Raw genomic sequence first — 21,879 nt, 5'->3', positions numbered from 1 at the left:
ATCACGCTGACTGTGCGGTGGCGCTGTGCCGCCGCGCGGTGGCCACGACGTCGTCGAGCCGGGCGCGGGTCGTGAGCAGGTCGCGCACGCGCTCGTCGATGCGGTCGCGCTCCTCCTCGAGGCGGCGCAGCATCTCCTCGGTCGCGATCCCCGTGTGGACGCAGGGCAGCAGCTCGAGGATGGTGCGGCTGGGCAGCCCAGCGGCGTAGAGCGCCTGGATGAGGCGCACCCGGTCGACGGCGTCCTCGGCGTAGTGCCGCTGACCGCTCGTGCTGCGCACCGAGGTGAGCAGGCCCTGCTCCTCGTAGTAGCGCAGCGCCCGCGTGCTCACGCCCGCCGCTGCCGCGACCTCACCGATCCGCACGGGTCCTCCCGGGGCTTCCTCGTCCAGCACTTGACCTTGACGCCAACGTCAACTCCTAGCGTAGCGAGCGCGGGCCGGCCGAGGGGGCCGGCCGCAGGTCCAGCAGGAGGACGTCATGGAGATCAAGGGATCCGTCGCGCTCGTCACCGGCGCCAACCGCGGCATCGGCCGCCACGTCGCCGCCCAGCTGCTCGAGCGCGGAGCGACGGTGTACGCGACCGCGCGCCGCCCCGAGGCGGTCGACCTGCCGGGTGCGCGCGTGCTGCAGCTCGACATCACCGACCCCTCGTCGGTCGCCGCAGCGGCGGAGGCGGCGCAGGACGTGTCGCTGCTCGTCAACAACGCGGGGGTCGCGACGTACCAGAACCTCGTGAGCGGCGAGCTGGACGCGATCCGGCTCGAGCTGGAGACGCACGTCTTCGGCACGCTGTCGATGGTGCGGGCCTTCGCACCCGTCCTCGCCGCGAACGGCGGGGGCGCGGTGCTCAACGTGCTCTCCGCGCTGTCGTGGCTGTCCTACGACGGCTCCGGCGCGTACAGCGTCGCGAAGGCCGCGGAGTGGAGCCTGACCAACGGGATCCGGCTCGAGCTGGCCCGGCAGGGCACGCTCGTCACCGCCCTGCACATGGGCGCCGTCGACACCGACATGATGGCCGGCTGGGACATCCCGAAGAACGACCCCGCCGACGTCGCGCGCGCGGCCCTGGACGGCATCGCGGCCGACGCGCTCGAGGTGCTCGTCGACGACGCGAGCGTGCGGGCGAAGGCGGCCGCCTCAGCGGACCTGCGATCGGTCTACCCGACGGCCGCGTGACGCCCGGCTCAGAGCGCGAGCACGGCCTCCTCGAGGACCTGCAGGCCCTCGAGGAGGAGCTCCTCGCCGATGACGAGCGGCGGCAGCAGCCGGATCACGTTGGAGAAGCTGCCTGCTGTCAGCACGATCACGCCCTGGGCGTGGCACGCCTGGGAGATGCGGGTGGCCGCGGCGGAGTCGGGCTCGTCGGTGCCGGGCTGCACCAGCTCCATCGCGAGCATCGCGCCCCGGCCGCGGACGTCGCCGATGCGGTCGGTGCGCTTCTGCAGGTCGCGCAGGCGGGGGAGGGTGAGCTCGGCGATGCCGCGGGCGCGAGCGGCCAGGTCGTACTGGGCCATGGTCTCGATGCTCGCGAGGCCGGCGGCGCAGGCGACGGGGTTGCCGCCGTAGGTGCCGCCGAGCCCGCCCTTGTGCACGGCGTCCAGCAGCTCGGCGCGACCGGTGATGCCGGCGAGCGGCAGGCCGCCGGCGATGCCCTTCGCCGTGACGACGATGTCGGGCTCGACGCCGTCGTGCTCGGCGGCGAACCAGCTGCCGGTGCGGCAGAACCCGGTCTGCACCTCGTCGGCGATGAACAGCGCGCCGTTGTCCGCGCACCACTGGGCGAGGGCGCGCAGGAAGCCCGGCGCGGGCTCGATGAACCCGCCCTCGCCCTGGATGGGCTCGATGAGGACCGCGGCGACGTTGCCTGCGCCGACCTGCACCTCGAGCTGGCGGGTCGCGCGGGCCGCGGCCTCCTCGCCGGTCATGCCCTCCGGGTCGCGGAACGGGTACGACGTGGGCACGCGGTAGATCTCGCCGGCGAACGGGCCGAACCCGTTCTTGTACGGCGTGTTCTTGGCCGTCAGCGCCATCGTGAGGTTGGTGCGGCCGTGGTACGCGTGGTCCACGACCGCGACCGCGGAGCGCCCCGTCGCCTTGCGCGCGACCTTGACGGCGTTCTCCACCGCCTCCGCGCCCGAGTTGAACAGCGCGGAGCGCTTCTCGAAGCTGCCCGGCGTCAGCTCGTTGAGCTTCTCGCAGACGGCGACGTAGCCCTCGTACGGGGTGATCATGAAGCAGGTGTGCGTGAAGCGGGCCACCTGCTCCTGCACGGCGGCGACGACCGCGGGGCTCGCGTTGCCGACGCTCGTGACCGCGATGCCGGACCCGAGGTCGATGAGGCTGTTGCCGTCCACGTCGACCACCACGCCGCCGTCGGCGTCCGCGGCGTAGACGGGCATCGTCGAGCCGACCGCCGCCGTGACCGCGGCCGCCCGTCGGGCCGCCAGCTGCTGCGACACCGGGCCGGGCAGGTCGGTGACGGTGCGCCGCTCCTGCGGCAGGCGGGTGGGGGGCAGCGCGGGAGCCTCGGTCATGCCCCCGAGCATGCCCGTACGCCGCGACGGAAGCAACGTCGCCGGCCCTCCGACGGGCGGGAATCCCTCGCGTGATCATCGGCGGTCGCGGGAAGGAGCAGACCATGGTGCAGAACGAGGACAAGGGCCCGGAGCTCGACGCGCTGTGGCAGGAGTTCCACGACCTGGTGACGATGGACTCCCGCGAGCTGCGGGAGTTCCTGCGCAGCGACGCCGCGGGCGAGGAGGGCGAGGCGCTGCCCGGGCAGGAGGGCGCGCTGGGCGACTCCGTCGCGGCCGTGCTCTCCAAGCGCAAGACCGACCTCACCGACGACGACGTCGACACGATGCGGACGGTCGTCGAGCAGATCCGCGGGGCCTACCCCGACGGCGACACCGACGCGACGATCGACCTCACCGACGGCGCGAAGCGCCACTGGCTGATGTCGCTCGGGCACGACCCGCTGAAGGTGCGCTAGCCGGGCTGCCGGCTAGAGGTAGGTCGTCGGGACCACGGGCTCGCCCTTGGACAGCTGGCGCGCGGCGGGCGGGAGCTCGCCGCGCGAGCGGCCGTGGCGCTCGCGCGCGGCCTCGACCGGCTCGGCGCCCACCACCTCGCCGCCGCGGACGAGGGGCACGAGCATCTGCCGGCCCTCGACGGGCTCACCGTCGGCCACCCGGCCGACGACCTCCTCCGCCGCGGTGCCGCCCTCGTAGCGGCGGACGGCCCACTTGCGCCCCCCGTGCGACGCCTTGCCCACGGAGCGCTTCTCGACGGGCACGAGCTCCCCACCGGACGTGGACTCCCGTGCCACGAGCTTGTAGACCAGGCCCGCGGTCGGCGCGCCGCTGCCGGTGACGAGCGAGGTGCCCACGCCGTACCCGTCGACGGGGGCGGCGGCGAGACCGGCGATGGCGTACTCGTCGAGGTCGCTCGTCACGATGATCCGCGTCTCGTCGTTGCCGAGGGAGTCCAGCAGCCGCCGGGTGTCGTGCGCCTGAGCGACGAGGTCGCCGGAGTCGAGCCGCACCGCACCCAGCGCCCGGCCGGCGACCGCGACCGCGTTGCGCACCCCCTGCTCGACGTCGTACGTGTCGACGAGCAGCGTCGTCCCGGGCCCGAGCGCGGCCACCTGCGCGGCGAACGCCTCCTGCTCGGAGTCGTGGAGCAGCGTGAACGCGTGCGCGCTCGTGCCCGTCGAGGGGATGGCGTAGCGGCGCGCGGCCTCGAGGTTGGAGGTGGCCGCGAAGCCCGCGACGTACGCCGCCCGCGCCGCCGCCACGGCCGCCTGCTCGTTGGCCCGCCGCGAGCCCATCTCGATGCACGGCCGCCCGCTGCTCGCGCAGGTCATCCGGCTCGCCGCGCTCGCGACCGCGCAGTCGAAGTTGAGGATCGAGAGAGCCAGCGTCTCGAGCAGCACGGCCTCCGCGAAGGTGCCCTCCACCACGAGGATCGGCGAGCCCGGGAAGAACGCCTCGCCCTCGGCGTAGCCGTCGACGTCGCCCGTGAACCGGTACGCCGCGAGCCAGTCGAGCGTGCGCCGGTCGATGCCGGCGCGCTGCAGCACGGCGAGCTCGTCGTCGCCGAACCGGAACTCCGCCAGGGCGTGGAGCAGCCGGCCCGTACCCGCGACGACGCCGTAGCGGCGGCCCTCGGGGAGCCGGCGCGCGAACACCTCGAACACCGACCGGCGCTCCGCGGCGCCGGAGCGCAGGGCCGCCTCGAGCATCGTGAACTCGTACTGGTCGGTCAGCAGGCCGGTGGACGATCCGCTCATGCGCGCACCCTAGCCAGCCCCCGCCCCCGGCACGTCTAGGGTGGTGGCGTGTCCAGCGCGCCCGTCGAGGCTCCGGAGCGGGTCGCGCCCGACCCCGTCGAGGACTACGCGCTCGCGCCCGACGTGCCCTGGATCACCCTGGTCTGGAACGACCCGGTCAACCTCATGAGCTACGTCACCTGGGTGTTCCAGGAGCACTTCGGCTACTCCAAGGAGAAGGCCACCGAGCTCATGCTCGACGTCCACCAGAAGGGGCGCGCGGTCGTCTCGACCGGCACCCGCGAGGAGATGGAGCGCGACGTGGAGGCCATGCACGGCTACGGCCTCTGGGCGACGCTGCAGAAGGACACGTGAGCGGGCCCGTCCGCCGTCGCCGCGACGGCACCGTGGAGCTCGACCTCGAGCCCGCCGCCGTCTCCGTGCTGCGCGGCGTGCTCACCGAGATGCTCGACCTGCTCGAGCCGGAGGAGGGGCCGCCGCCGAGCGACCCGCTCTCCGCGGCGCTCGCCATCGGCGTCAGCACCGCACCGCCCGAGGACCCGGCGCTGCGGCGGCTGCTGCCCGACGCGTACCCCGACGACCCGGAGGCGTCCGGCGACTTCCGGCGCTACACCGAGCTCGGGCTGCGCGAGCGCAAGCGGACGGCGGCGAGCACCGCGCTCGCGTCGCTGCCGGCCGAGGGGGAGGAGCCGCGCGGCCCGCTGCGGCTGCGCCACGACGTCGTGCTCGCCTGGCTCGGCGCGCTCAACGACGCGCGGCTGGCGCTCGGCACCCGGCTCGGCGTCGACGAGGACTGGGAGGCCACGGCGTCCCGGTTGTCCCCCGACGACCCGCGCCAGTACGCGTACGCCGTCTACGAGTTCCTCACCGACGTCCAGGAGCTGCTGGTCAGGGCGCTGGGCTAGGTCTGCTGGGCTGGATCTGCTGGGCTAGGGTCGGGCCGTGCTCCAGCTCCCGCGCGCGCTCCACGACGCGATGGTCGCCCACGCCCGCCGCGACCACCCCGACGAGGCCTGCGGCCTGCTCGCCGGGCCCCTCGGCTCCGACCGCCCGACGCGCATCGTCGAGATGCTCAACGCGGCCCGCTCGCCCACGTTCTACGAGTTCGACTCGATGGAGCAGCTGCAGGTCTGGCGCGAGCTCGACGACCGCGACGAGGAGCCCGTCGTGATCTACCACTCGCACACGGCCACCGAGGCGTACCCCTCGCGCACGGACGTGTCGCTCGCCTCCGAGCCGGGCGCGCACTACGTGCTGGTCTCGACCGCGGACCCGGAGACCGCGGTGGTCCGGTCGTACCGGATCGTCGACGGGGAGGTCACCGAGGAGCCCGTCGAGCTCGTCGACTGAGGGGAATACCCTGGACGGCGGGCCCGGTTGCCCGGTGCGCGGACGCCCCTCCAGGGGCTCCGCCCAGTGCTCGACGTCAGGAAGGTTCGGCAGTGGCCATCGAGGTGCGGATCCCGACGATCCTCCGGCAGTACACCGACGGCGCGAAGGCCGTCGAGGGGGCGGGCGGCACGCTCGACGAGCTCATCGCCGACCTCGAGTCCCGCCACCCCGGCCTGCGCGACCGCCTGGTCGACGGCGACGCGCTGCGCCGGTTCGTCAACGTCTACCTCAACGACGAGGACGTCCGCTTCCTCGGCGGGCTGCAGGCACCGGTCGAGGACGGCGACAACGTCACCGTCCTCCCCGCGGTCGCCGGCGGCTGAGGTCCCGCGTGCGCTTCGACTCCCTGCTCGACTCTGTCGGGCGCACACCGCTGGTGGGCCTGCCCCGCCTCTCCCCGTCGCCCGAGGTGCGGCTCTGGGCCAAGCTCGAGGACCGCAACCCGACCGGCTCGGTCAAGGACCGCCCGGCCCTGCGCATGGTCGAGGAGGCCGAGCGCTCCGGGCTGCTGCAGCCCGGCATGACGATCCTCGAGCCGACGTCCGGCAACACCGGCATCTCGCTGGCGATGGCGGCGAAGCTCAAGGGCTACCGGATCGTCTGCGTGATGCCGGAGAACACCTCGCCCGAGCGCGCCCAGCTGCTGCGCATGTGGGGTGCGGAGATCTCGTTCTCGCCGGCGGCCGGCGGGTCGAACGAGGCGGTCCGCGTCGCGAAGGCGATGGCGGCCGAGCACCCCGACTGGGTGATGCTCTACCAGTACGGCAACCCCGCCAACGCGCTCGCGCACTACGAGGGCACCGGCCCCGAGCTGCTCGAGGACCTGCCGACGATCACGCACTTCGTGGCCGGGCTCGGCACGACCGGCACGCTCATGGGCGTCGGCCGCTTCCTCCGCGAGAAGGTGCCGGGCGTCGAGATCGTCGCCGCGGAGCCGCGCTACGGCGAGCTGGTCTACGGCCTGCGCAACCTCGACGAGGGGTTCGTGCCCGAGCTGTACGACGCCTCGGTGCTGACCACGCGGTTCTCCGTGGGCCCGCGCGACGCGCTGAAGCGCACCCGCGAGCTGCTCACGCAGGAGGGGATCTTCGCCGGCATCTCCACCGGCGCGATCGTCCACGCCGCGCTCGGCGTTGCGAGGCGCTGCGTCAAGGAGGGCCGGCGCGCCGACATCGCGCTGATCGTGTGCGACGGGGGCTGGAAGTACCTCTCCACCGGGGCGTACGAGGGCGAGCTCGACGAGGCCGAGGAGTCGATCGAGGGCCAGCTCTGGGCGTGAGTCCTGGTTCCCAACGTTGTGGCCCTGGTTCGCGTCATAGTCCGCACTGAGGGCCACAACGTCGGGGACTTCCTTGCCAGCCGCGGTCGCGCAGCACCCGCGCGACCTGACGGGCCACACGGCACGGCTCACCGAGGACGTCGAGGTACCCGAAGCGCAGCGTGACGAGCCCCTCCACAGCAGCGGCGTTGTCCCGAGCCATGTCGCGGAAGCGCGTGTCGGCGTCGGCGTGGAACGCGCGGCCGTCGAGTTCCACCGCGACCCCCTGCTCCCGGTAGAGCGCGTCCCGGAAGACGCGGCCGCCCGGACCCGCGCCCGGTGCCTGGCGCTCCGGGTCCGGGAGGCCGTGGGCCCGCTCCAGGTGGAGGTACGCCGCCTCGAGCCCCGAGTGCGCGCCTGCCGTGACGTCGAGCAGCACTGCTGCGAGCGCCGCTCGGTGACGCACCTTGTGCCGCGCGTCCAGCTCCTGCAGCAGGAGGTCTGGCCGCGTACGTCCGCGCTGGACCGCCCTCGCCACCAGGGCCAGCCCGGCCAGGGGCGTGCGGCTCGCGACGGCGACGTCCAGGACGGTCGCCTCGACCCGGGTGCACGGGAGGAACGCGCGGTGGTCCCGCCGGTCCTCGACGTGGCGCGAGCGGAACACGCGCACTCCGCGCAGCCGCGGCGCCTTCCGCTCGTACGGCACGGTGACCGAGATCTCCGGAGGCCCGGCGCCCAATCCCCACAGTGCCGCAGCCGACGCGTGGCTCAGCACCGCGCCCTCACCGGCGCCGAGGACTGCTGCCCACCACGCGGAGCGCTCGAGGAGCGGGCCCGTGTGCACGGCGTACGTGCGGGGGTGGACCTCGCGCCAACGGCCGCTGGTGAGGCGCCAGCGCACAGTGTCCCGGGAGTGCCCGTGGGTGAGCGCCTGCTCGAGGGTGATGATCCCGTCCTGGCGCTCAGCGAGCTGTTCCCACTCCTGCACCCGAGCACCGTGCCGCACGAGCCGAGGCTGGTGCTGCCTCCCGACGCAGCCTGTGGATGACGCCCCCCTCGCGCGGTACCCAACGTCGTGTGCCTGGTTCGCGCTATGACCCCGCACCAGCGACACAACGTTGGGTACCCGGGGTGGCGTGACCCGCCCCGTACGCTGGGGCGCGTGGCGGACGCACCGATCGGCATCTTCGACTCCGGCGTGGGAGGGCTCACCGTCGCGCGTGCCGTGCTCGACAGCCTGCCGCACGAGCAGGTGCTCTACATGGCCGACACCGCCCGCCAGCCGTACGGCCCCAAGCCGCTCGCCGACGTCCGCCGCTACGCCCTCGAGGTGGTCGACGACCTCGTCGAGCGGGGGATCAAGGCGCTCGTCATCGCCTGCAACAGCGCCAGCTCGGCGATGCTCGCCGACGCCCGCGAGCGCTACCCGATCCCGGTGGTCGAGGTGATCCGGCCTGCGGTGCGCCGCGCGGTGGCGACCACCCGCAACGGTCACGTCGGCGTCATCGGGACGCGCGCGACGATCACGAGCGGGGCCTACGAGGACGCCTTCGCGGCGGCGCCGCACCTGAAGATCTTCACGCAGGCCTGCCCGCGCTTCGTCGAGCTGGTCGAGGCGGGCATCACGAGCGGGCCCGAGGTCGTCGAGGTCGCCCACGACTACCTCGACGACATGGTGGCGACGGGCGTGGACACGATCGTGCTGGGCTGCACGCACTACCCGCTGCTCGCGGGTGCCGTCCAGTACGTCGTGGGCGAGAACGTCACCCTGGTCAACTCCGCCGACGAGACCGCGCGCGACGTCTACCGCGTCCTGTCGGACAAGGGACTCCTGCGCGATCCCGCACTGCCTGCACCACGCCACACGTTCCTCGCCACGGGCGACGCGAGCCTGTTCACGCAGCTGGGCAGGCGCTTCCTCGGTCCGGAGATCGAGGTCGCGTAGGTGGAGCTCGCCGTCGCCGGCTGCTCGGGGTCCGGTCCCGGGCGCGACGGCGCCGCCAGCTGCTACCTCGTCCGCGCCGGCGCGACGACGCTCGTGCTCGACTGCGGGCCGGGTGCCCTGGCGCCGCTGCAGGGGCTCGTGGACCTGCGCGCCGTCGATGCGGTCCTGCTGAGCCACCTGCACCCCGACCACTGCCTCGACCTCTGCGCGTGGCACGTCGCCCAGCGCTACGGCGGCGCCGGCCGATCCGCGCCGCTCCCGGTGCTCGGCCCCTCGGGCACGCAGGACCGCCTGGAGCGCGCGTACGCCGTGGAGCGCCAGGAACCCTTGTCCTCCTTCGCCTTCGGTCCCTTCCGCGACGTCGGCGAGGTGGTCGTGCGCACGGCACGCGCGCACCACCCGGGGGAGTCGTACGCGATCCGGCTGGAGCACGCTGGGACGACGCTGGTCTACACCGGCGACACCGCGGTCTCGGACGAGGTCCTCGCGCTCGCGCAGGGGGCGGACCTCCTGCTCGCGGAGGCGGCCGCACCGGCTGACGGCTCGGGGGTCCACCTCAGCGGCGCCGAGGCCGGCGCGCTGGCACGGGAGGCCGGCGTGCGGGGCCTGGTCCTGACGCACATCCCCACCTGGGTCGAGCCCGAGCAGCAGCTCGAGCAGGCGGAGGCGGCGTTCGGCGGCCAGGTCGTGCTGGCCCGCAGCGGACTCGTGGTCGAGACCGCCGGATAGGCTCGGGCGCATGGCACGCCCTGACGGACGCACCGCGTCCGACCTCCGCCCCGTCACGTTCACCCGCGGCTGGACGGAGCACGCCGAGGGCAGCGTGCTCGTGGAGTTCGGCCGCACCCGCGTGCTCTGCAACGCGAGCGTCACGGAGGGCGTCCCGCGCTGGCGCAAGGGCAGCGGGCTCGGCTGGGTCACGGCGGAGTACGCCATGCTCCCCCGGGCGACCAACACCCGCAGCGACCGCGAGTCCGTCAAGGGCAAGATCGGCGGCCGCACGCACGAGATCTCCCGCCTCATCGGCCGCAGCATCCGCGCGGTCGTGGACGAGAAGGCGCTGGGGGAGAACACCATCGTGCTCGACTGCGACGTGCTGCAGGCCGACGGCGGCACGCGCACCGCAGCGATCACCGGCGCGTACGTCGCCCTGGCCGACGCGGTCACCTGCCTGCGCGGTCGCAAGGCCCTCCACGGCGAGCCGCTCAAGGACAGCGTGAGCGCGGTGAGCGTGGGCGTGATCGACGGCGAGGCCCGGCTGGACCTCTGCTACGACGAGGACGTCAAGGCCGGCACCGACATGAACGTCGTCATGACCGGCAGCGGGCTCTTCGTCGAGGTGCAGGGCACTGCGGAGGGCGCGCCGTTCAGCAAGGCCGAGCTCGACGCGCTGCTCGACCTCGCCGCCGTGGGCAACCTCGAGCTGGCCGAGCTGCAGAAGGCGGCGCTGGCATGACGCGGGTCCTGCTCTCGACGCGCAACGCGCACAAGGTCGAGGAGGTGCGCCGGATCCTCGCCGCTACGGAGGCCACGGGCGTCGAGGTCGTCGGGCTCGACGGCTACGACGTGCCCGAGGTCGTCGAGGACGGCCTGACCTTCACGGAGAACGCGCTGCTGAAGGCCCGTGCTGCCGTGCAGGCGACGGGCCTCCCCGCGATCGCGGACGACAGCGGCATCTGCGTCGACGTGCTGGGCGGGATGCCGGGCATCTTCTCGGCGCGCTGGTCCGGCCGCCACGGCGCGGACGACGCCAACCTGGACCTGCTGCTGGCCCAGGTCGCCGAGGTGCCGGACGACCGGCTGGGCGCCCACTTCACCGCCGCGGTCGTCCTCGTGCGCCCCGACGGCTCGAGCGTGGTGGAGGAGGGCATCGTGCGCGGACACCTCGTCCGCGAGCGGCGCGGCGCCGGGGGCTTCGGCTACGACCCGGTCTTCGTCGCGGACGAGTCCGGCGGCCTCACCACCGCCGAGCTCGGCCCCGAGCGCAAGGACGCCATCTCCCACCGCGGGCGGGCGCTGCGGGCGCTCGCGCCGTCCCTGGTGGCCCTGGCCGGCCAGCCCACCTAGGCGACGAGCACCTCGCCGCCCGGCCCGCTCAGCCGGGCCCGCGCGCCGAGCGCGTGCAGCCGCTGTGGCGCCTCCGTACCCCAGGAGTGCGCGGCCTGCGCGAGTGCCGCGCTCTCCGGGCCGCTCCATGCCACGACGGCCTCGCTCCACGGCGATGAGGCGCTCCCGGCGACACGGCTGACCGTGCCTCCCGGGGGCACCTCCAGCCCCCACACCACGGGCGGCAGGGCCAGCCCCCGCGCCGCGGCGGTCCCCCCGATGACGACGTACGCGCCGGTGCCCAGCACCTGCAGGACCTCCGTCGCCGCCCGGGCCGCGGCGACGGCAGCGGCGAGGGCGGGCACCTCGAGCGAGCGACCCGCGGGCACGGTGGCGCTGCCCTCCGCCACGTCGATGCCGGCCCACGGGTCCGCCGCGCGCGGCCAGGCCGCTCCGCCGCACGACGCGGTGGGCGAGCCGGCAGCGACGGCGGAGGCCCGTCCACCGCGGAGCCCACCGCCGGTGAGCTCCCGGGCACCGACCAGGCTGCGGAGCACGTCAGCGAGCACGGGGGAGACGGGCACGCCACGGGCGCCGGTCGCCCGCAGGCGGACGAGCTCCGAGTCGTACGACGCGCAGGTCGCCGTCTCGGCGCTGAGCAGGGACTGCCGGGCGAGCCGTCGCGCGCGCGGCAGCCAGCGGGCGTCGTCGACCTTGACCGAGACGTCGACGCCGCGGACGAGGAAGTAGCACGAGGCCGGCTGCCGCACCGGGCGCTCCGGCGGGACGAGCACCACGAGGTCCATGACCCGACCGTCGTCCGTGCCGCTGTGCAGCGGCTGTCAGGGGCCTCTGCGCCGGGTGTGAGGGTGCGCGAGCGAGGTCACCGCGGCGGCCCCGGAGCAGGTGCGCGGAGCGCGGCCGCGACGGTGCATGGCGCAGTCCTACCGCCTGCTGAAAGCGCTGTCAACGCCGAGGCACACGTTCCGACGGGCTGGGCGGCTCCGGTGTTCGCTTCTGTTGGGCGATCAGAACTGATCGGCGAGGCCGACCGGGGCTGTCCAGCAGCCCATGTGACCGGTAACGCTGGCGCGCAACGGCTTCCCACGTTGGACATCGGCGGACTCACGTGCTCGGTCACGTCGGTCACGCCGAAAAGCTGCGTGATCCAATCGTGACCAAACAGAAGTTGACACTTTCTGACGTCCGCTGGCACTGTCCGAGCACCGGCGGTCCGAGCGGCCGGCTTCTCGCCGCTCCGCGTACGCCGGGACCACCACCCAGAGGAGGAGTCCCCCCATGACAGCGCTGTCACCCAACCGCCTGAGCGCCGGCCGTCCCACCCCCGTGCTGCGCCGCGCCGGCATCGGCATCGCCGCGGTCGCGCTCGCCCTGACGGCGAGCGGGTGCGCCAAGTCCGCGAACGACTCCGCGAGCAGCTCGAGCGGCAGCGGGGCCGCGGCTCCCGCGGCAGCCGCGAGCAGCGGGGGCGACGCCGCCTCGGCAGCACCTGCGGCCGGCGGGGACGCCGCCTCGGCCGCCCCGGCCGCCAGCGGCAGCGGGAGCGGCGACGGCTGCACCCTGCAGCAGACCGGCGCGACGAAGATCGACCTGAAGGACGCGGTCGTCGGCTTCTCCCAGTCCGAGCCGGAGACCGCCGCCTTCCGCATCGCCGAGACCACGTCGATCGAGGACGAGGCGAAGAAGCTCGGCGTCAAGAAGCTCCTGCACACCGTGGCGAACTCCAACCTGCAGAAGCAGATCGCCGACATCCAGCAGATGATCAACCAGGGCGCCCAGGCGCTCATCGTCGCGCCGCTCAACAGCGACGGGCTGCAGCCGGCCTTCGCGGCCGCCGCGGCGAAGCACATCCCGGTCGTCACCATCGACCGCAAGGTGACCTCGCAGCCCTGCAAGGACTACCTCACCTTCATCGGCTCCAACTTCGTCGACCAGGGCAAGCGCGCCGCAGACCAGCTCATCAAGGTCACCGGGGGCAAGGCCAAGGTCGCCGTGCTCCTGGGGTCGTCGGGCAACAACGTCACCACCGACCGCACGTCCGGGTTCGTCGACGAGGTGAAGACCGCCCCCGGCATCACGATCGTCGCCCAGCAGACGGGTGACTTCGCCCGCGACAAGGGCCAGTCCGTGACGGAGACGCTGCTGCAGGCGCACCCCGACATCACGGCGATCTACGCCGAGAACGACGAGATGGGCCTCGGTGCCCTGGTCGCGATCAAGGCCGCAGGGAAGCAGCCCGGCAAGGACATCAAGCTCGTCTCCATCGACGGGACGAAGAACGCCGTGCAGGCGATCGTGGACGGGACGTACAACGCGGTCATCGAGTCGAACCCGCGCTTCGGCCCGCTCGCCTTCAAGACCCTGCAGGACTTCTTCTCGGGCCAGCCGATCCCCGCGAGCATCGTCATCTCGGACGGCCAGTACACCTCGGACAACGCGAAGACCGACGTGGCGAAGGCCTTCTGACGCAGCGGGCTCCACGAACCGCGCGCCCCGTGCCGGCGGCCCTGGCACGGGGCGCGCGCCCAGCAGCACCCGCAGGAGGAGGATCAGTGGACGAGAGCAGGACCGCTCCAGCAGCAGGACCTCCTGCCCTGGAGGTCGTCGGCGTCACCAAGCGGTTCCCGGGGGTGCTCGCCCTCGACGACGTGTCGTTCGCGCTGCACCCCGGGGAGGTGCACGCGCTGGTGGGGGAGAACGGCGCCGGCAAGTCCACGCTCATCAAGGTGCTGACCGGCGTCTACCAGCCGGACGCCGGCGAGCTGCGCCACGACGGGCAGCCCGTCCGCTTCGCCGGGCCCGCCGCGGCGCAGGCCGCCGGCATCAGCACGATCTACCAGGAGGTCAACCTGATCTCGCTGCAGAGCGTGGCCCGCAACGTCTTCCTGGGCCGTGAGCCGCGCCGGTTCGGCCTCATCGACTTCGCGCGCATGGAGCGCGACGCGCAGCGCGTGCTCGCGGACTACGGCGTACGCGTCGACGTGCGCCGCCCACTGCGCTCGCTCGGGCTCGGCATGCAGCAGATGGTCGCGCTGGCACGCGCCGTCTCCACGGACGCGCGCGTCGTCGTCATGGACGAGCCGACGAGCTCGCTCGAGCCGCGTGAGGTCGAGACGCTGTTCTCGGTCATCCAGCTGCTCAACGAGCGCGGGGTCGCCGTGCTCTACGTCAGCCACAAGATGGACGAGCTCTACCGCATCTGCCGCCAGGTGACGGTCATGCGCGACGGCCGGATCGTCCACACCGGCGAGCTCGCCGGTCTCCCGCGCCTCGAGCTCGTGTCGCTCATGCTCGGGCGCGACGCCTCCACGCTGCGCAACGGGCGCACGGAGCTCGGGGGCGGTCACGCCCGTCCGGGCCGGCCGGTCCTGTCGGTACGCGGCCTGCGCAGCCGCCACGCGCTGCACGGCGTCTCCTTCGACGTCGCGCCCGGCGAGGTCGTCGGCCTCGGCGGCCTGCTGGGCGCAGGCCGTAGCGAGACCGCGAAGGCGGTGTTCGGGGCGCTGCCGCTCGACAGCGGCGAGGTGCAGGTGGGCGAGAAGCCGCTGCGCCGGCACACGACGGGTGCGGCGCTCGACGCCGGTGTCGCCCTGCTGTCCGAGGACCGCAAGGTCGAGGGCATCATCCCCAACCTCTCCGTACGCGAGAACATCGTGCTGGCAGCACTTCCGCAGCTCTCGACGTTCGGGCTGGTGTCGCGGGCCAAGCAGGACCGGATCGTGGAGACGTTCATGCAGCGGCTCCGCATCAAGGCCTCCTCGCCGGACCAGCTCGTCTCGCAGCTGAGCGGGGGCAACCAGCAGAAGGTGCTGCTGGCGCGGTGGTTGTGCACCAAGCCCAAGGTGCTGCTGCTCGACGAGCCGACGCGCGGCATCGACGTCGGGGCCAAGGCCGAGGTGCAGGCGCTCATCGACGAGCTGGCCGCGGAGGGTCTCGGTGTGGTGCTGATCTCCAGCGAGCTGGAGGAGCTGCTCGAGGGCTCCGACCGCATCGTCGTGCTCAAGGAGGGTGCCGTGGTCGGCACGATCGAGGGGGAGGACGTGACGGAGGGCCGGCTCATGCAGCTGCTCGCGACCAGCGTGGCGGACGGCGGGGTGCAGGGTGGCGAGTAGCAGCTTCGCCCCGCGGCTCGGGAGCTCGGCCCTGCGGCTGCGCCCGGGCTGGATGCAGGACAACGGCGTCTACGCCGCGCTGGTCGTGCTCCTGCTGGCCAATGCGGCGTTCACCGACCGCTTCGTGACGGTCTCGAACCTGCGCACCCAGCTCATCCAGGTGGTCCCGGTCGTCATCGTGGCGCTGGGCATGGCGCTCGTCATCGGCACCGAGGGCATCGACCTCTCGGTCGGGTCGGTGATGGCGCTCGCCTCCGCGCTGCTGCCGCAGTACCTCGGCTACGGCTGGCCCGTCGCGCTCGTCGTGTGCATCCTCGGCGGCGTGGCCGTGGGGCTGGTCAACGGCTGGCTGGTGGCCTCGATCGGCCTGCAGCCCATCGTCGCGACGCTCGCCTCGCTCATCGCCGTCCGCGGTCTGGCCAACATCGTGCTCGACAACCAGGCCGACATCCACGACCGGACGCTGCTCGACCTGGGGTCCGGCTCGGTGCTGGGGATCCCGTACACCGTCCTCGTCGCGGCCGTCCTCGCGCTCGTGGTGGCGTTCCTCGTCCGGCGTACCCTCGTCGGCCGCCGGATCGTCTCGATCGGCGGCAACCGCGCGGCCAGCGAGCTGGCGGGCCTCCCCGTGAAGCGCACGCTGCTCCTGGTCTACGTCATCTCGGGGTCGCTCGCCGCCGTGGCCGGGGTCCTCGCGACCGCCCGGCTCACGGCCAGCACGCCCAACACCCTGGGCAACCTCGTCGAGCTCAGCGCCATCACCGCCGTGGTCGTCGGGGGTACGCCGCTGTCCGGCGGCAAGGTGAAGATCCTCGGCACCGTGGCGGGCGCGCTGCTCATGCAGCTGATCCGCTCGACCCTAATCGCCCACGACCTCAAGGACTCCGCGGCGCAGATGGTCCAGGCGGCCATCATCATCGTCGCGGTCTACTCCCAGCGCCGGCGAGGAGCGCGATGAGCACGGTGGACACTCCCGTGACCGCAGGCGGTCCCGACGCCCGGCTCCCCGAGGGCGACCCGGGTGAGGGGCTCTCGCGCGGGGAGCGGCTCGCGGCACTGGCGCAGCAGCGCGGCTCGCTCGTCGTGCTGCTGCTGACGGTGCTCGTCGCCTCGCTGGTCTTCGACACCTTCGGCAGCGTGGACAACCTGCGCGACATCTGCTTGCAGAGCTCATTCCTCGCGGTCGTCGCACTGGGCATGTCGTTCGTCATCCTCACCGGTGGCATCGACCTGTCGGTCGGCTCGGTCTACGCGCTCGGCGGCGTCGTCGCGGCCTGGGCGTCGTCGCACGGGACCGTGGCCGCACTGGTCGCCCCGGTCGTCGTCTGCGGTGCGGTCGGGCTGCTCAACGGCCTGCTCATCGTCCGCGCCGGGATGGCGCCGTTCATCGTCACGCTGACCACCCTGCTGTTCGCCCGGGGGCTCCTGCTCTCGGTCACCACCGAGGGCAGCGTCACCCGCGTCGTCCCCTCCGGCTCGGCCTTCGCGACGATGGGGCAGGGGTCGGCGCTGGGGATCGGCTACCCCGTCTGGATCGCCGTCGGTCTGTACGCCCTCGGCGTGCTGGTCCTGCAGCGCACGGGCTTCGGGCAGACCGTGCTCGCCATCGGCAGCAACGAGGACGCGGCGCGGCTCATGGGCCTGCCGGTCGGCTCGGTGCTCCTGCGGGTCTACGTGATGTCCGGCGTCCTCGCCGGCTTCGGCGGGGCGCTGGCGGCGGCGCAGGCGTCCTCGGGCGTGACCACGACGGGGGTGGGGCTCGAGCTCAGCGCGATCTCCGCCGTCGTCATCGGGGGGACGCTGCTGACCGGGGGCGCCGGCACCACGGGCGGCACGCTCGCCGGCGTGCTGCTGCTCGGCGTCATCGCCAACATCATCAACCAGATCGGCTTCAGCAACTCCAACTGGCAGTCGGTCGTCAACGGCGGCTTCCTCGTGCTCGTCGTCGTCATCCAGACGTTCCTGGCGCGCCGGCAGCGGCTCTAGCCGGCCACTCGAACCGCCCGCCCAGCAGCCCGGCCGGACCGCGTCCCGCGGTCCGGCCGGGCCGTGCTGTCTCCCGGCCCCCGGCAGTTGAAGATCGACTGGCAGCACGCAAGAACTGGAGCGCACAGGGGATTGACCGGAGCACGTCGTCGCGGTTGGATCAGACTCGTCCTGATCGGTCCAGCCCGTCTTGTGCGCGCTTGCGACCGGATCCGACTCCCTCGGCTGAGGAGGCCGCATGCTGCTCGATCGACGACGACCGACAGCCCGTTCCCGGACGCTCGTGACCGCCGCGCTCACCGGGATGGTGGGGGCGCTGGTCGCCGTCACCGCCCCGGTTCCCGCGTCGGCGGACACGCTCGTGCACGGGCTCAAGGGCGACTACTACCGCTCCAGCGGACCGGGGGTCGGCGACTTCGCCGAGCTGCGGACGACGCAGATCGACCCGAGCCTGGAGTTCCCCAACCTCGAGGGCGTCCTGCAGGCCGCGACCGGCCAGGACGACCGGGACTCCGTGCGCTGGACCGGGCGGGTCGACGTGCCGGCCACCGACGCGTACACCTTCTCGATCATCGGCGACAACGGGTTCCGTCTGTGGGTCGACGGCACCCTCGTCATCGACCACTGGGTCGACGACTGGGACAACCGGCAGACCAGTGCCCCGGTGCAGCTGACGGCGGGTCTCCACGACATCCGCGTCGACTACTTCGAGGACTTCGGCGGGTCGAACCTGCACGTCTCCTGGTCGACGCCGACGAGCCCGCTGGCTCCGATCCCGGCCACGGCGTACTACCTCCCGGCCGACTACACCCCGCCCGTGTCGGGGGATGCGACGGTGGCGACGAACGGCTCCGCCGTGACCCTCGCCGTCGACCACCCCTTCGTGCAGCCGCTCCCGACGGGCCTGACCGACCACCTGCACGTGATGGTCGACGACGTCGCGTACCCGGTCACGAGCATCGCCGTGGACCCGGCGGCCGCCGGGAACCTCGTCATCACGCTCGGTGCGCAGGTGCAGAAGGGCGCGACCGTCCGCGTGACCTACGACGGGAACGGCGGGCTCGCGACGTCGGAGAAGTCGCTGCCCGCGTTCTCCCTGCCGGGCATCAACTCCTCGACCTACACGCTCGACACGCCGTGGGCGAAGGACGTCAGCCCGACCAACGCGCTGCCGGACTACCCGCGCCCGCAGCTCGCCCGCGTGAAGTGGGAGAACCTCAACGGCACGTGGCAGTTCGAGGAGGCCACCGAGGGCCAGGCGGCCCCGCTCGGCCAGCAGCTCGACGGCAGCATCCTCGTGCCGTACCCCGTCGAGTCGAAGCTCTCGGGCGTGCAGAAGCACGTCGACCGCATGTTCTACCGGCGCACCTTCACCGTCCCCGCCGACTGGAAGATCGGCAGTGGCCAGCGCCTCGTGCTGAACTTCGGCGCCGTCGACTACCAGGCGACCGTCTGGGTCAACGGCACGCAGGTGACGAGCCACACCGGCGGCTACGACAAGTTCAGCGCCGACATCACCGACGCGGTCACCGGTACGGGCCCGCAGGAGATCGTCGTCGGCGTCGTCGACACCACGGACTCGAGCAACCAGCCCGTGGGCAAGCAGACCAACAACCCTGGCGGCATCTTCTACACGCCGGCCTCGGGGATCTGGCAGACGGTCTGGCTCGAGCCGGTCGCCGCCGCCCACATCGACTCGCTGGGCATCACCTCCGACGTGCCGGGCTCGGCCTTCGTCGTCACGCCGCGCACCACGGGCGCCTCGGCGGACGCGACCGTCACGGTCGTCGCCTCGGCCAAGGGGAAGGAGGTCGCCCGGGTGACGGGCCCCGCCTCGTCCGCGCTGCGGGTGCCGATCGCCGACGCCCACCTGTGGTCACCGTCGGACCCGTACCTCTACGACCTCTCGGTGACGCTGCACGACGGCGACTCCACGGATGCCGTCACGAGCTACCAGGGCCTGCGCTCGATCGGGCTGAAGGTGATCGACGGCAAGCAGCGCATCGTGCTCAACGGCAAGCCGACCTTCCTGCTCTCGACGCTCGACCAGGGCTACTGGCCGGACGGCATCTACACCGCGCCGACCGACGAGGCGCTCGCCTTCGACCTGGTGCAGCACAAGGAGATGGGCTTCAACACCGTGCGCAAGCACATCAAGGTGGAGCCCGACCGCTGGTACTACTGGGCAGACCGGCTCGGACTGCTGGTCTGGCAGGACATGCCGGCGACCTTCGACCTCTCGACCGGCGCCAAGCGCGCGAGCTTCGAGAGCCAGCTCGACCAGATCGTCACCGAGCACGACAGCGACACCTCGGTCATCGGCTGGATCCCCTTCAACGAGGGCTGGGGCGAGTACTCCAAGCAGTTCACCGGTGAGGTCGCCGACCACGTCAAGGCCCTCGACCCGACCCGGCTCGTCGACGCGCACAGCGGCGTCAACTGCTGCAACTCGCACGGCGACTCCGGGCACGGCGACGTCATCGACTGGCACCAGTACAACGGGCCGGCCTTCCCGGCTCCTGACGCGAACCGCGCCGCCGTCGACGGCGAGCACGGCGGCTTCGGCCTCGTCATCCCCGGGCACACGTGGCCGGGCGGCTCGCTGAGCAACTACGGCGCCGACCTCAAGACGACGGCCGACCTCACCAGGGCGTACGTCGCCAACCAGACGCCGCTCATCGCGGCGGCGAGCTGCGGGCTCTCGGGCTCGGTCTACACGCAGATCACCGACGTGGAGACGGAGCTCAACGGTCTGTGGACCTACGACCGCCGCGTCGAGAAGGTCGACCCGGCCGCGGTGCGCGACATCAACCAGCGCATCATCGCCGCCGGCGAGAGCACCGGCCAGGTGCAGCTCCCGCCGGGCAAGCCCGGTCTCGTGGGCGTCGGTGACTGGCAGCTCGACGAGGGCAGCGGCACCGTCACCGAGGACACGAGCGGCGGGGCGCACGACGGCACGCTCGTGGGCGGACCGACGTGGACGGCGGGCAAGACCGGCAGTGCGCTGCACTTCGACGGGCACAGCCAGTACGTCGACACGGGCGCGGAGATCCTCGACACCAGCGGGAACTACACCGTGTCCGCGTGGGCGAAGCTCGACAGCACCAACGGGTTCGCCACGGTGGTGAGCCAGGACGGCGCCTCCCGCAGCGACTTCTTCCTGCAGTACAGCGGCGCCGACCACCGGTGGGCGTTCAGCACCCCCGACGTACGCGCGCTGGCGTCGGACGTCGGGGAGCCGAAGGTGGGCCAGTGGTACCACCTCACCGGTGTCCGCGACGTGCGCGCCGGGCAGCTGCGGATCTACGTCGACGGCGCGCTCGCCGGCACGGCGTCGACCTGCGGCGGCGTGGACGACGGCGGGAACCTCGTCATCGGCCGGGCGAAGTGGGACGGGAACCCCGTCGACTTCTTCCCGGGCACGATCGACTCGGTCCACGCGTACGACCGCGTGCTGAGCGACGCCGAGATCGCGTCGCTGGCCGCGCAGGAGCCGACCACGACGACGCCGAGCGACGTCACGGCGGCGGTCGACGAGCTGAAGCGCTCGGGCGACCTGCTCTCGAGCGAGGCGGGCGTGCTCCGGCCGCTCTCGACCGGGGCGGAGTCCGCGCGGGCCGCGCACGACTACGCGACGATGCGGACCCGGCTGCAGGCGCTGCGCACGGAGGTGGACACGGCACGCACCTCGAAGCTCGGGGACGCCGCCCGCGACCGGCTCAGCGGGCTGCTCGACGCGCAGCTCCCGGCGCGTACGGGCGTGCAGGGGCTGCAGCGGCTCGTCGGTGACCTCAGCCGGCAGGACGCGGTCTTCCAGTCCGGCTCGGCCGGGCTGCTCGACCAGCTGGCGGCCGCGCGGGCGGCGGAGGTGGCCGGTGACCCGGCGACCGTCAAGGCCCGGCTGCAGGAGTTCCGCGCCGCGGTGGCCACCAGCCGGAAGGTGAGCGCCTCGGCCCGGGCGACGCTGCTGGCCCGCACGGATGCGGTGCTGGCGACGCTGTAGCAGGTCCGGAGCGGGGGCGGGTCCACCGAGCGGTGGGCCCGCCCCCGCCCCGCGCCGTGGGAGCGGATGCGGGCACGGACTGTCGGTGCCGGGTGGGAGGCTTGCGGGCATGAGCGACTCCCAGGTGCGCGTGCACAACTTCAGCATCTCCCTCGACGGCTTCGGGACCGGCGAGGGCCAGAGCCTCGAGACGCCCTTCGGGCACGCCGGTCAGCGGCTCCACGGCTGGGCCTTCGAGACCCGCACCTTCCGCCGGATGATGGGGCGCGAGGGCGGCGGGGTCGGGGTCGACGAGGCGTTCGCCAGCCAGTGGGGCGAGGGCATCGGCGCCGAGATCATGGGGCGCTGGAAGTTCGCCCCGAAGCAGGGCGCGCCCACGGACGAGGAGTGGCGCGGCTGGTGGGGTGACGAGCCGCCGTTCCACACGCCGGTCTTCGTGCTGACCCACCACCCGCGCCCCTCGATCGAGATGGAGGGCGGCACCACCTTCCACTTCCTCGACGCCACCCCGGCGGAGGCGCTGGCGGCCGCCCGCGAGGCCGCAGGCGGGCGCGACGTGCGCATCGGCGGCGGCGTCACCACGGTGCGCGAGTTCCTCGAGGCGGACCTCGTCGACCACCTGCACCTCGTCGTGGTCCCGGTCGTCCTCGGGCGCGGCGAGCGGCTGTGGGACGGGCAGGAGGGGCTCGAGTCGCGGTTCGACATCGAGGCCGTCTCCTCCCCGAGCGGCGTGACGCACCTGACGCTGACGCGCCGCCCGCGCGACTGACGCGCGGGAGGGACGCACAGAGGTCGCACAGGGCGGGCACAACCGCACGACAGC

22 protein-coding genes are annotated in these 21,879 nt (G+C 73.0%); 17 read left to right on the top strand and 5 right to left on the bottom strand.

Features of this window, described 5'->3' with window-relative positions; genetic code table 11:
* Position 1: 1 nt before the first annotated feature.
* Positions 2 to 364 (bottom strand): MerR family transcriptional regulator, encoded by a 363-nt coding sequence (locus tag EV189_RS08665; RefSeq protein WP_130492502.1) that lies wholly within the window; start codon positions 362 to 364, stop codon positions 2 to 4.
* 115 nt (positions 365 to 479) lie between these two features.
* On the opposite strand from EV189_RS08665, the gene EV189_RS08660 reads away from it, so the two are divergent.
* Positions 480 to 1,178, top strand: coding sequence for an SDR family oxidoreductase (locus EV189_RS08660; RefSeq protein ID WP_130492501.1), 699 nt, complete (start codon positions 480 to 482; stop codon positions 1,176 to 1,178).
* Between the two features lie 8 nt (positions 1,179 to 1,186).
* Here EV189_RS08660 and gabT read toward each other — a convergent pair whose 3' ends face one another.
* Positions 1,187 to 2,536 (bottom strand): 4-aminobutyrate--2-oxoglutarate transaminase, encoded by a 1,350-nt coding sequence (gene gabT / locus EV189_RS08655; protein WP_130492500.1) that lies wholly within the window; start codon positions 2,534 to 2,536, stop codon positions 1,187 to 1,189.
* A gap of 104 nt (positions 2,537 to 2,640) precedes the next feature.
* On the opposite strand from gabT, the gene EV189_RS08650 reads away from it, so the two are divergent.
* Entirely contained in the window at positions 2,641 to 2,994 is a 354-nt protein-coding gene (locus EV189_RS08650; RefSeq protein WP_130492499.1) for a DUF3140 domain-containing protein, read from the top strand.
* A 12-nt stretch (positions 2,995 to 3,006) separates the two neighbouring features.
* Here EV189_RS08650 and EV189_RS08645 read toward each other — a convergent pair whose 3' ends face one another.
* Positions 3,007 to 4,293, bottom strand: a complete 1,287-nt coding sequence (locus EV189_RS08645) for a nicotinate phosphoribosyltransferase (protein ID WP_130492498.1) — start codon at positions 4,291 to 4,293, stop codon at positions 3,007 to 3,009.
* Between the two features lie 48 nt (positions 4,294 to 4,341).
* On the opposite strand from EV189_RS08645, the gene clpS reads away from it, so the two are divergent.
* The 5 genes from clpS (at position 4,342) to EV189_RS08620 (ending at position 6,964) form a co-directional block, all read left to right on the top strand.
* Positions 4,342 to 4,647: an ATP-dependent Clp protease adapter ClpS gene (clpS, locus tag EV189_RS08640; RefSeq protein ID WP_130492497.1), complete on the top strand. Its 306-nt coding sequence runs from the start codon at positions 4,342 to 4,344 to the stop codon at positions 4,645 to 4,647.
* Positions 4,644 to 5,198 (top strand): DUF2017 domain-containing protein, encoded by a 555-nt coding sequence (locus EV189_RS08635; protein WP_130492496.1) that lies wholly within the window; start codon positions 4,644 to 4,646, stop codon positions 5,196 to 5,198. Before clpS ends, EV189_RS08635 begins: the two co-directional genes overlap by 4 nt.
* A 37-nt stretch (positions 5,199 to 5,235) precedes the next feature.
* Entirely contained in the window at positions 5,236 to 5,643 is a 408-nt protein-coding gene (locus EV189_RS08630; RefSeq protein ID WP_130492495.1) for a Mov34/MPN/PAD-1 family protein, read from the top strand.
* A gap of 92 nt (positions 5,644 to 5,735) precedes the next feature.
* On the top strand, positions 5,736 to 6,008 hold the full coding sequence (locus EV189_RS08625; RefSeq protein WP_130492494.1) for a MoaD/ThiS family protein: 273 nt from the start codon (positions 5,736 to 5,738) through the stop codon (positions 6,006 to 6,008).
* A gap of 8 nt (positions 6,009 to 6,016) precedes the next feature.
* Entirely contained in the window at positions 6,017 to 6,964 is a 948-nt protein-coding gene (locus EV189_RS08620) for a PLP-dependent cysteine synthase family protein (RefSeq protein ID WP_130492493.1), read from the top strand.
* 34 nt (positions 6,965 to 6,998) lie between these two features.
* On the opposite strand, the gene EV189_RS08615 is transcribed toward EV189_RS08620, so the two are convergent.
* Positions 6,999 to 7,931, bottom strand: coding sequence for a hypothetical protein (locus tag EV189_RS08615; protein ID WP_130492492.1), 933 nt, complete (start codon positions 7,929 to 7,931; stop codon positions 6,999 to 7,001).
* A gap of 174 nt (positions 7,932 to 8,105) precedes the next feature.
* Here EV189_RS08615 and murI point away from each other — a divergent pair, with 174 nt between their 5' ends.
* Genes murI through rdgB form a run of 4 tightly spaced genes read left to right on the top strand, consistent with a single transcriptional unit; the run spans position 8,106 to position 10,955 of the window.
* Positions 8,106 to 8,888: a glutamate racemase gene (murI, locus tag EV189_RS08610; RefSeq protein WP_130492491.1), complete on the top strand. Its 783-nt coding sequence runs from the start codon at positions 8,106 to 8,108 to the stop codon at positions 8,886 to 8,888.
* Positions 8,889 to 9,617, top strand: coding sequence for an MBL fold metallo-hydrolase (locus tag EV189_RS08605; protein ID WP_130492490.1), 729 nt, complete (start codon positions 8,889 to 8,891; stop codon positions 9,615 to 9,617).
* A 10-nt stretch (positions 9,618 to 9,627) separates the two neighbouring features.
* Positions 9,628 to 10,344, top strand: coding sequence for a ribonuclease PH (gene rph / locus EV189_RS08600; RefSeq protein ID WP_130492489.1), 717 nt, complete (start codon positions 9,628 to 9,630; stop codon positions 10,342 to 10,344).
* On the top strand, positions 10,341 to 10,955 hold the full coding sequence (rdgB, locus tag EV189_RS08595) for an RdgB/HAM1 family non-canonical purine NTP pyrophosphatase (RefSeq protein ID WP_130492488.1): 615 nt from the start codon (positions 10,341 to 10,343) through the stop codon (positions 10,953 to 10,955). Before rph ends, rdgB begins: the two co-directional genes overlap by 4 nt.
* Here the strand turns inward: rdgB and EV189_RS08590 are convergent.
* Positions 10,952 to 11,740 (bottom strand): hypothetical protein, encoded by a 789-nt coding sequence (locus EV189_RS08590; protein WP_130492487.1) that lies wholly within the window; start codon positions 11,738 to 11,740, stop codon positions 10,952 to 10,954. The genes rdgB and EV189_RS08590 overlap by 4 nt on opposite strands.
* A 493-nt stretch (positions 11,741 to 12,233) precedes the next feature.
* Between EV189_RS08590 and EV189_RS08585 the strand changes: the two genes are divergently transcribed.
* The 6 genes from EV189_RS08585 to EV189_RS08560 all read left to right on the top strand — a co-directional run bounded on the left by EV189_RS08585 (position 12,234) and on the right by EV189_RS08560 (position 21,825).
* Complete coding sequence (locus EV189_RS08585; protein WP_130492486.1) at positions 12,234 to 13,421, top strand: ABC transporter substrate-binding protein; 1,188 nt, start codon at positions 12,234 to 12,236, stop codon at positions 13,419 to 13,421.
* Positions 13,422 to 13,507: 86 nt separating this feature from the next.
* Entirely contained in the window at positions 13,508 to 15,067 is a 1,560-nt protein-coding gene (locus EV189_RS08580; RefSeq protein WP_130492485.1) for a sugar ABC transporter ATP-binding protein, read from the top strand.
* The gene (locus EV189_RS08575; protein WP_231116199.1) at positions 15,057 to 16,025 is read left to right on the top strand and encodes an ABC transporter permease; all 969 of its coding nucleotides are present in this window, start codon (positions 15,057 to 15,059) and stop codon (positions 16,023 to 16,025) included. Before EV189_RS08580 ends, EV189_RS08575 begins: the two co-directional genes overlap by 11 nt.
* Positions 16,022 to 17,053 (top strand): ABC transporter permease, encoded by a 1,032-nt coding sequence (locus EV189_RS08570; RefSeq protein ID WP_130492484.1) that lies wholly within the window; start codon positions 16,022 to 16,024, stop codon positions 17,051 to 17,053. The genes EV189_RS08575 and EV189_RS08570 overlap by 4 nt, the downstream gene beginning before the upstream one ends.
* A 238-nt stretch (positions 17,054 to 17,291) precedes the next feature.
* Positions 17,292 to 21,056, top strand: a complete 3,765-nt coding sequence (locus EV189_RS08565) for a LamG-like jellyroll fold domain-containing protein (RefSeq protein ID WP_231116198.1) — start codon at positions 17,292 to 17,294, stop codon at positions 21,054 to 21,056.
* Between the two features lie 109 nt (positions 21,057 to 21,165).
* Positions 21,166 to 21,825, top strand: a complete 660-nt coding sequence (locus EV189_RS08560; RefSeq protein ID WP_130492483.1) for a dihydrofolate reductase family protein — start codon at positions 21,166 to 21,168, stop codon at positions 21,823 to 21,825.
* The last annotated feature ends 54 nt before the right edge of the window (positions 21,826 to 21,879 follow it).

The organism is Motilibacter rhizosphaerae (assembly GCF_004216915.1).
Taxonomy (GTDB): domain Bacteria; phylum Actinomycetota; class Actinomycetes; order Motilibacterales; family Motilibacteraceae; genus Motilibacter; species Motilibacter rhizosphaerae.
Note: the sequence above shows the minus strand (reverse complement) of the source record. Positions and strands in the feature narration are given on the sequence as shown.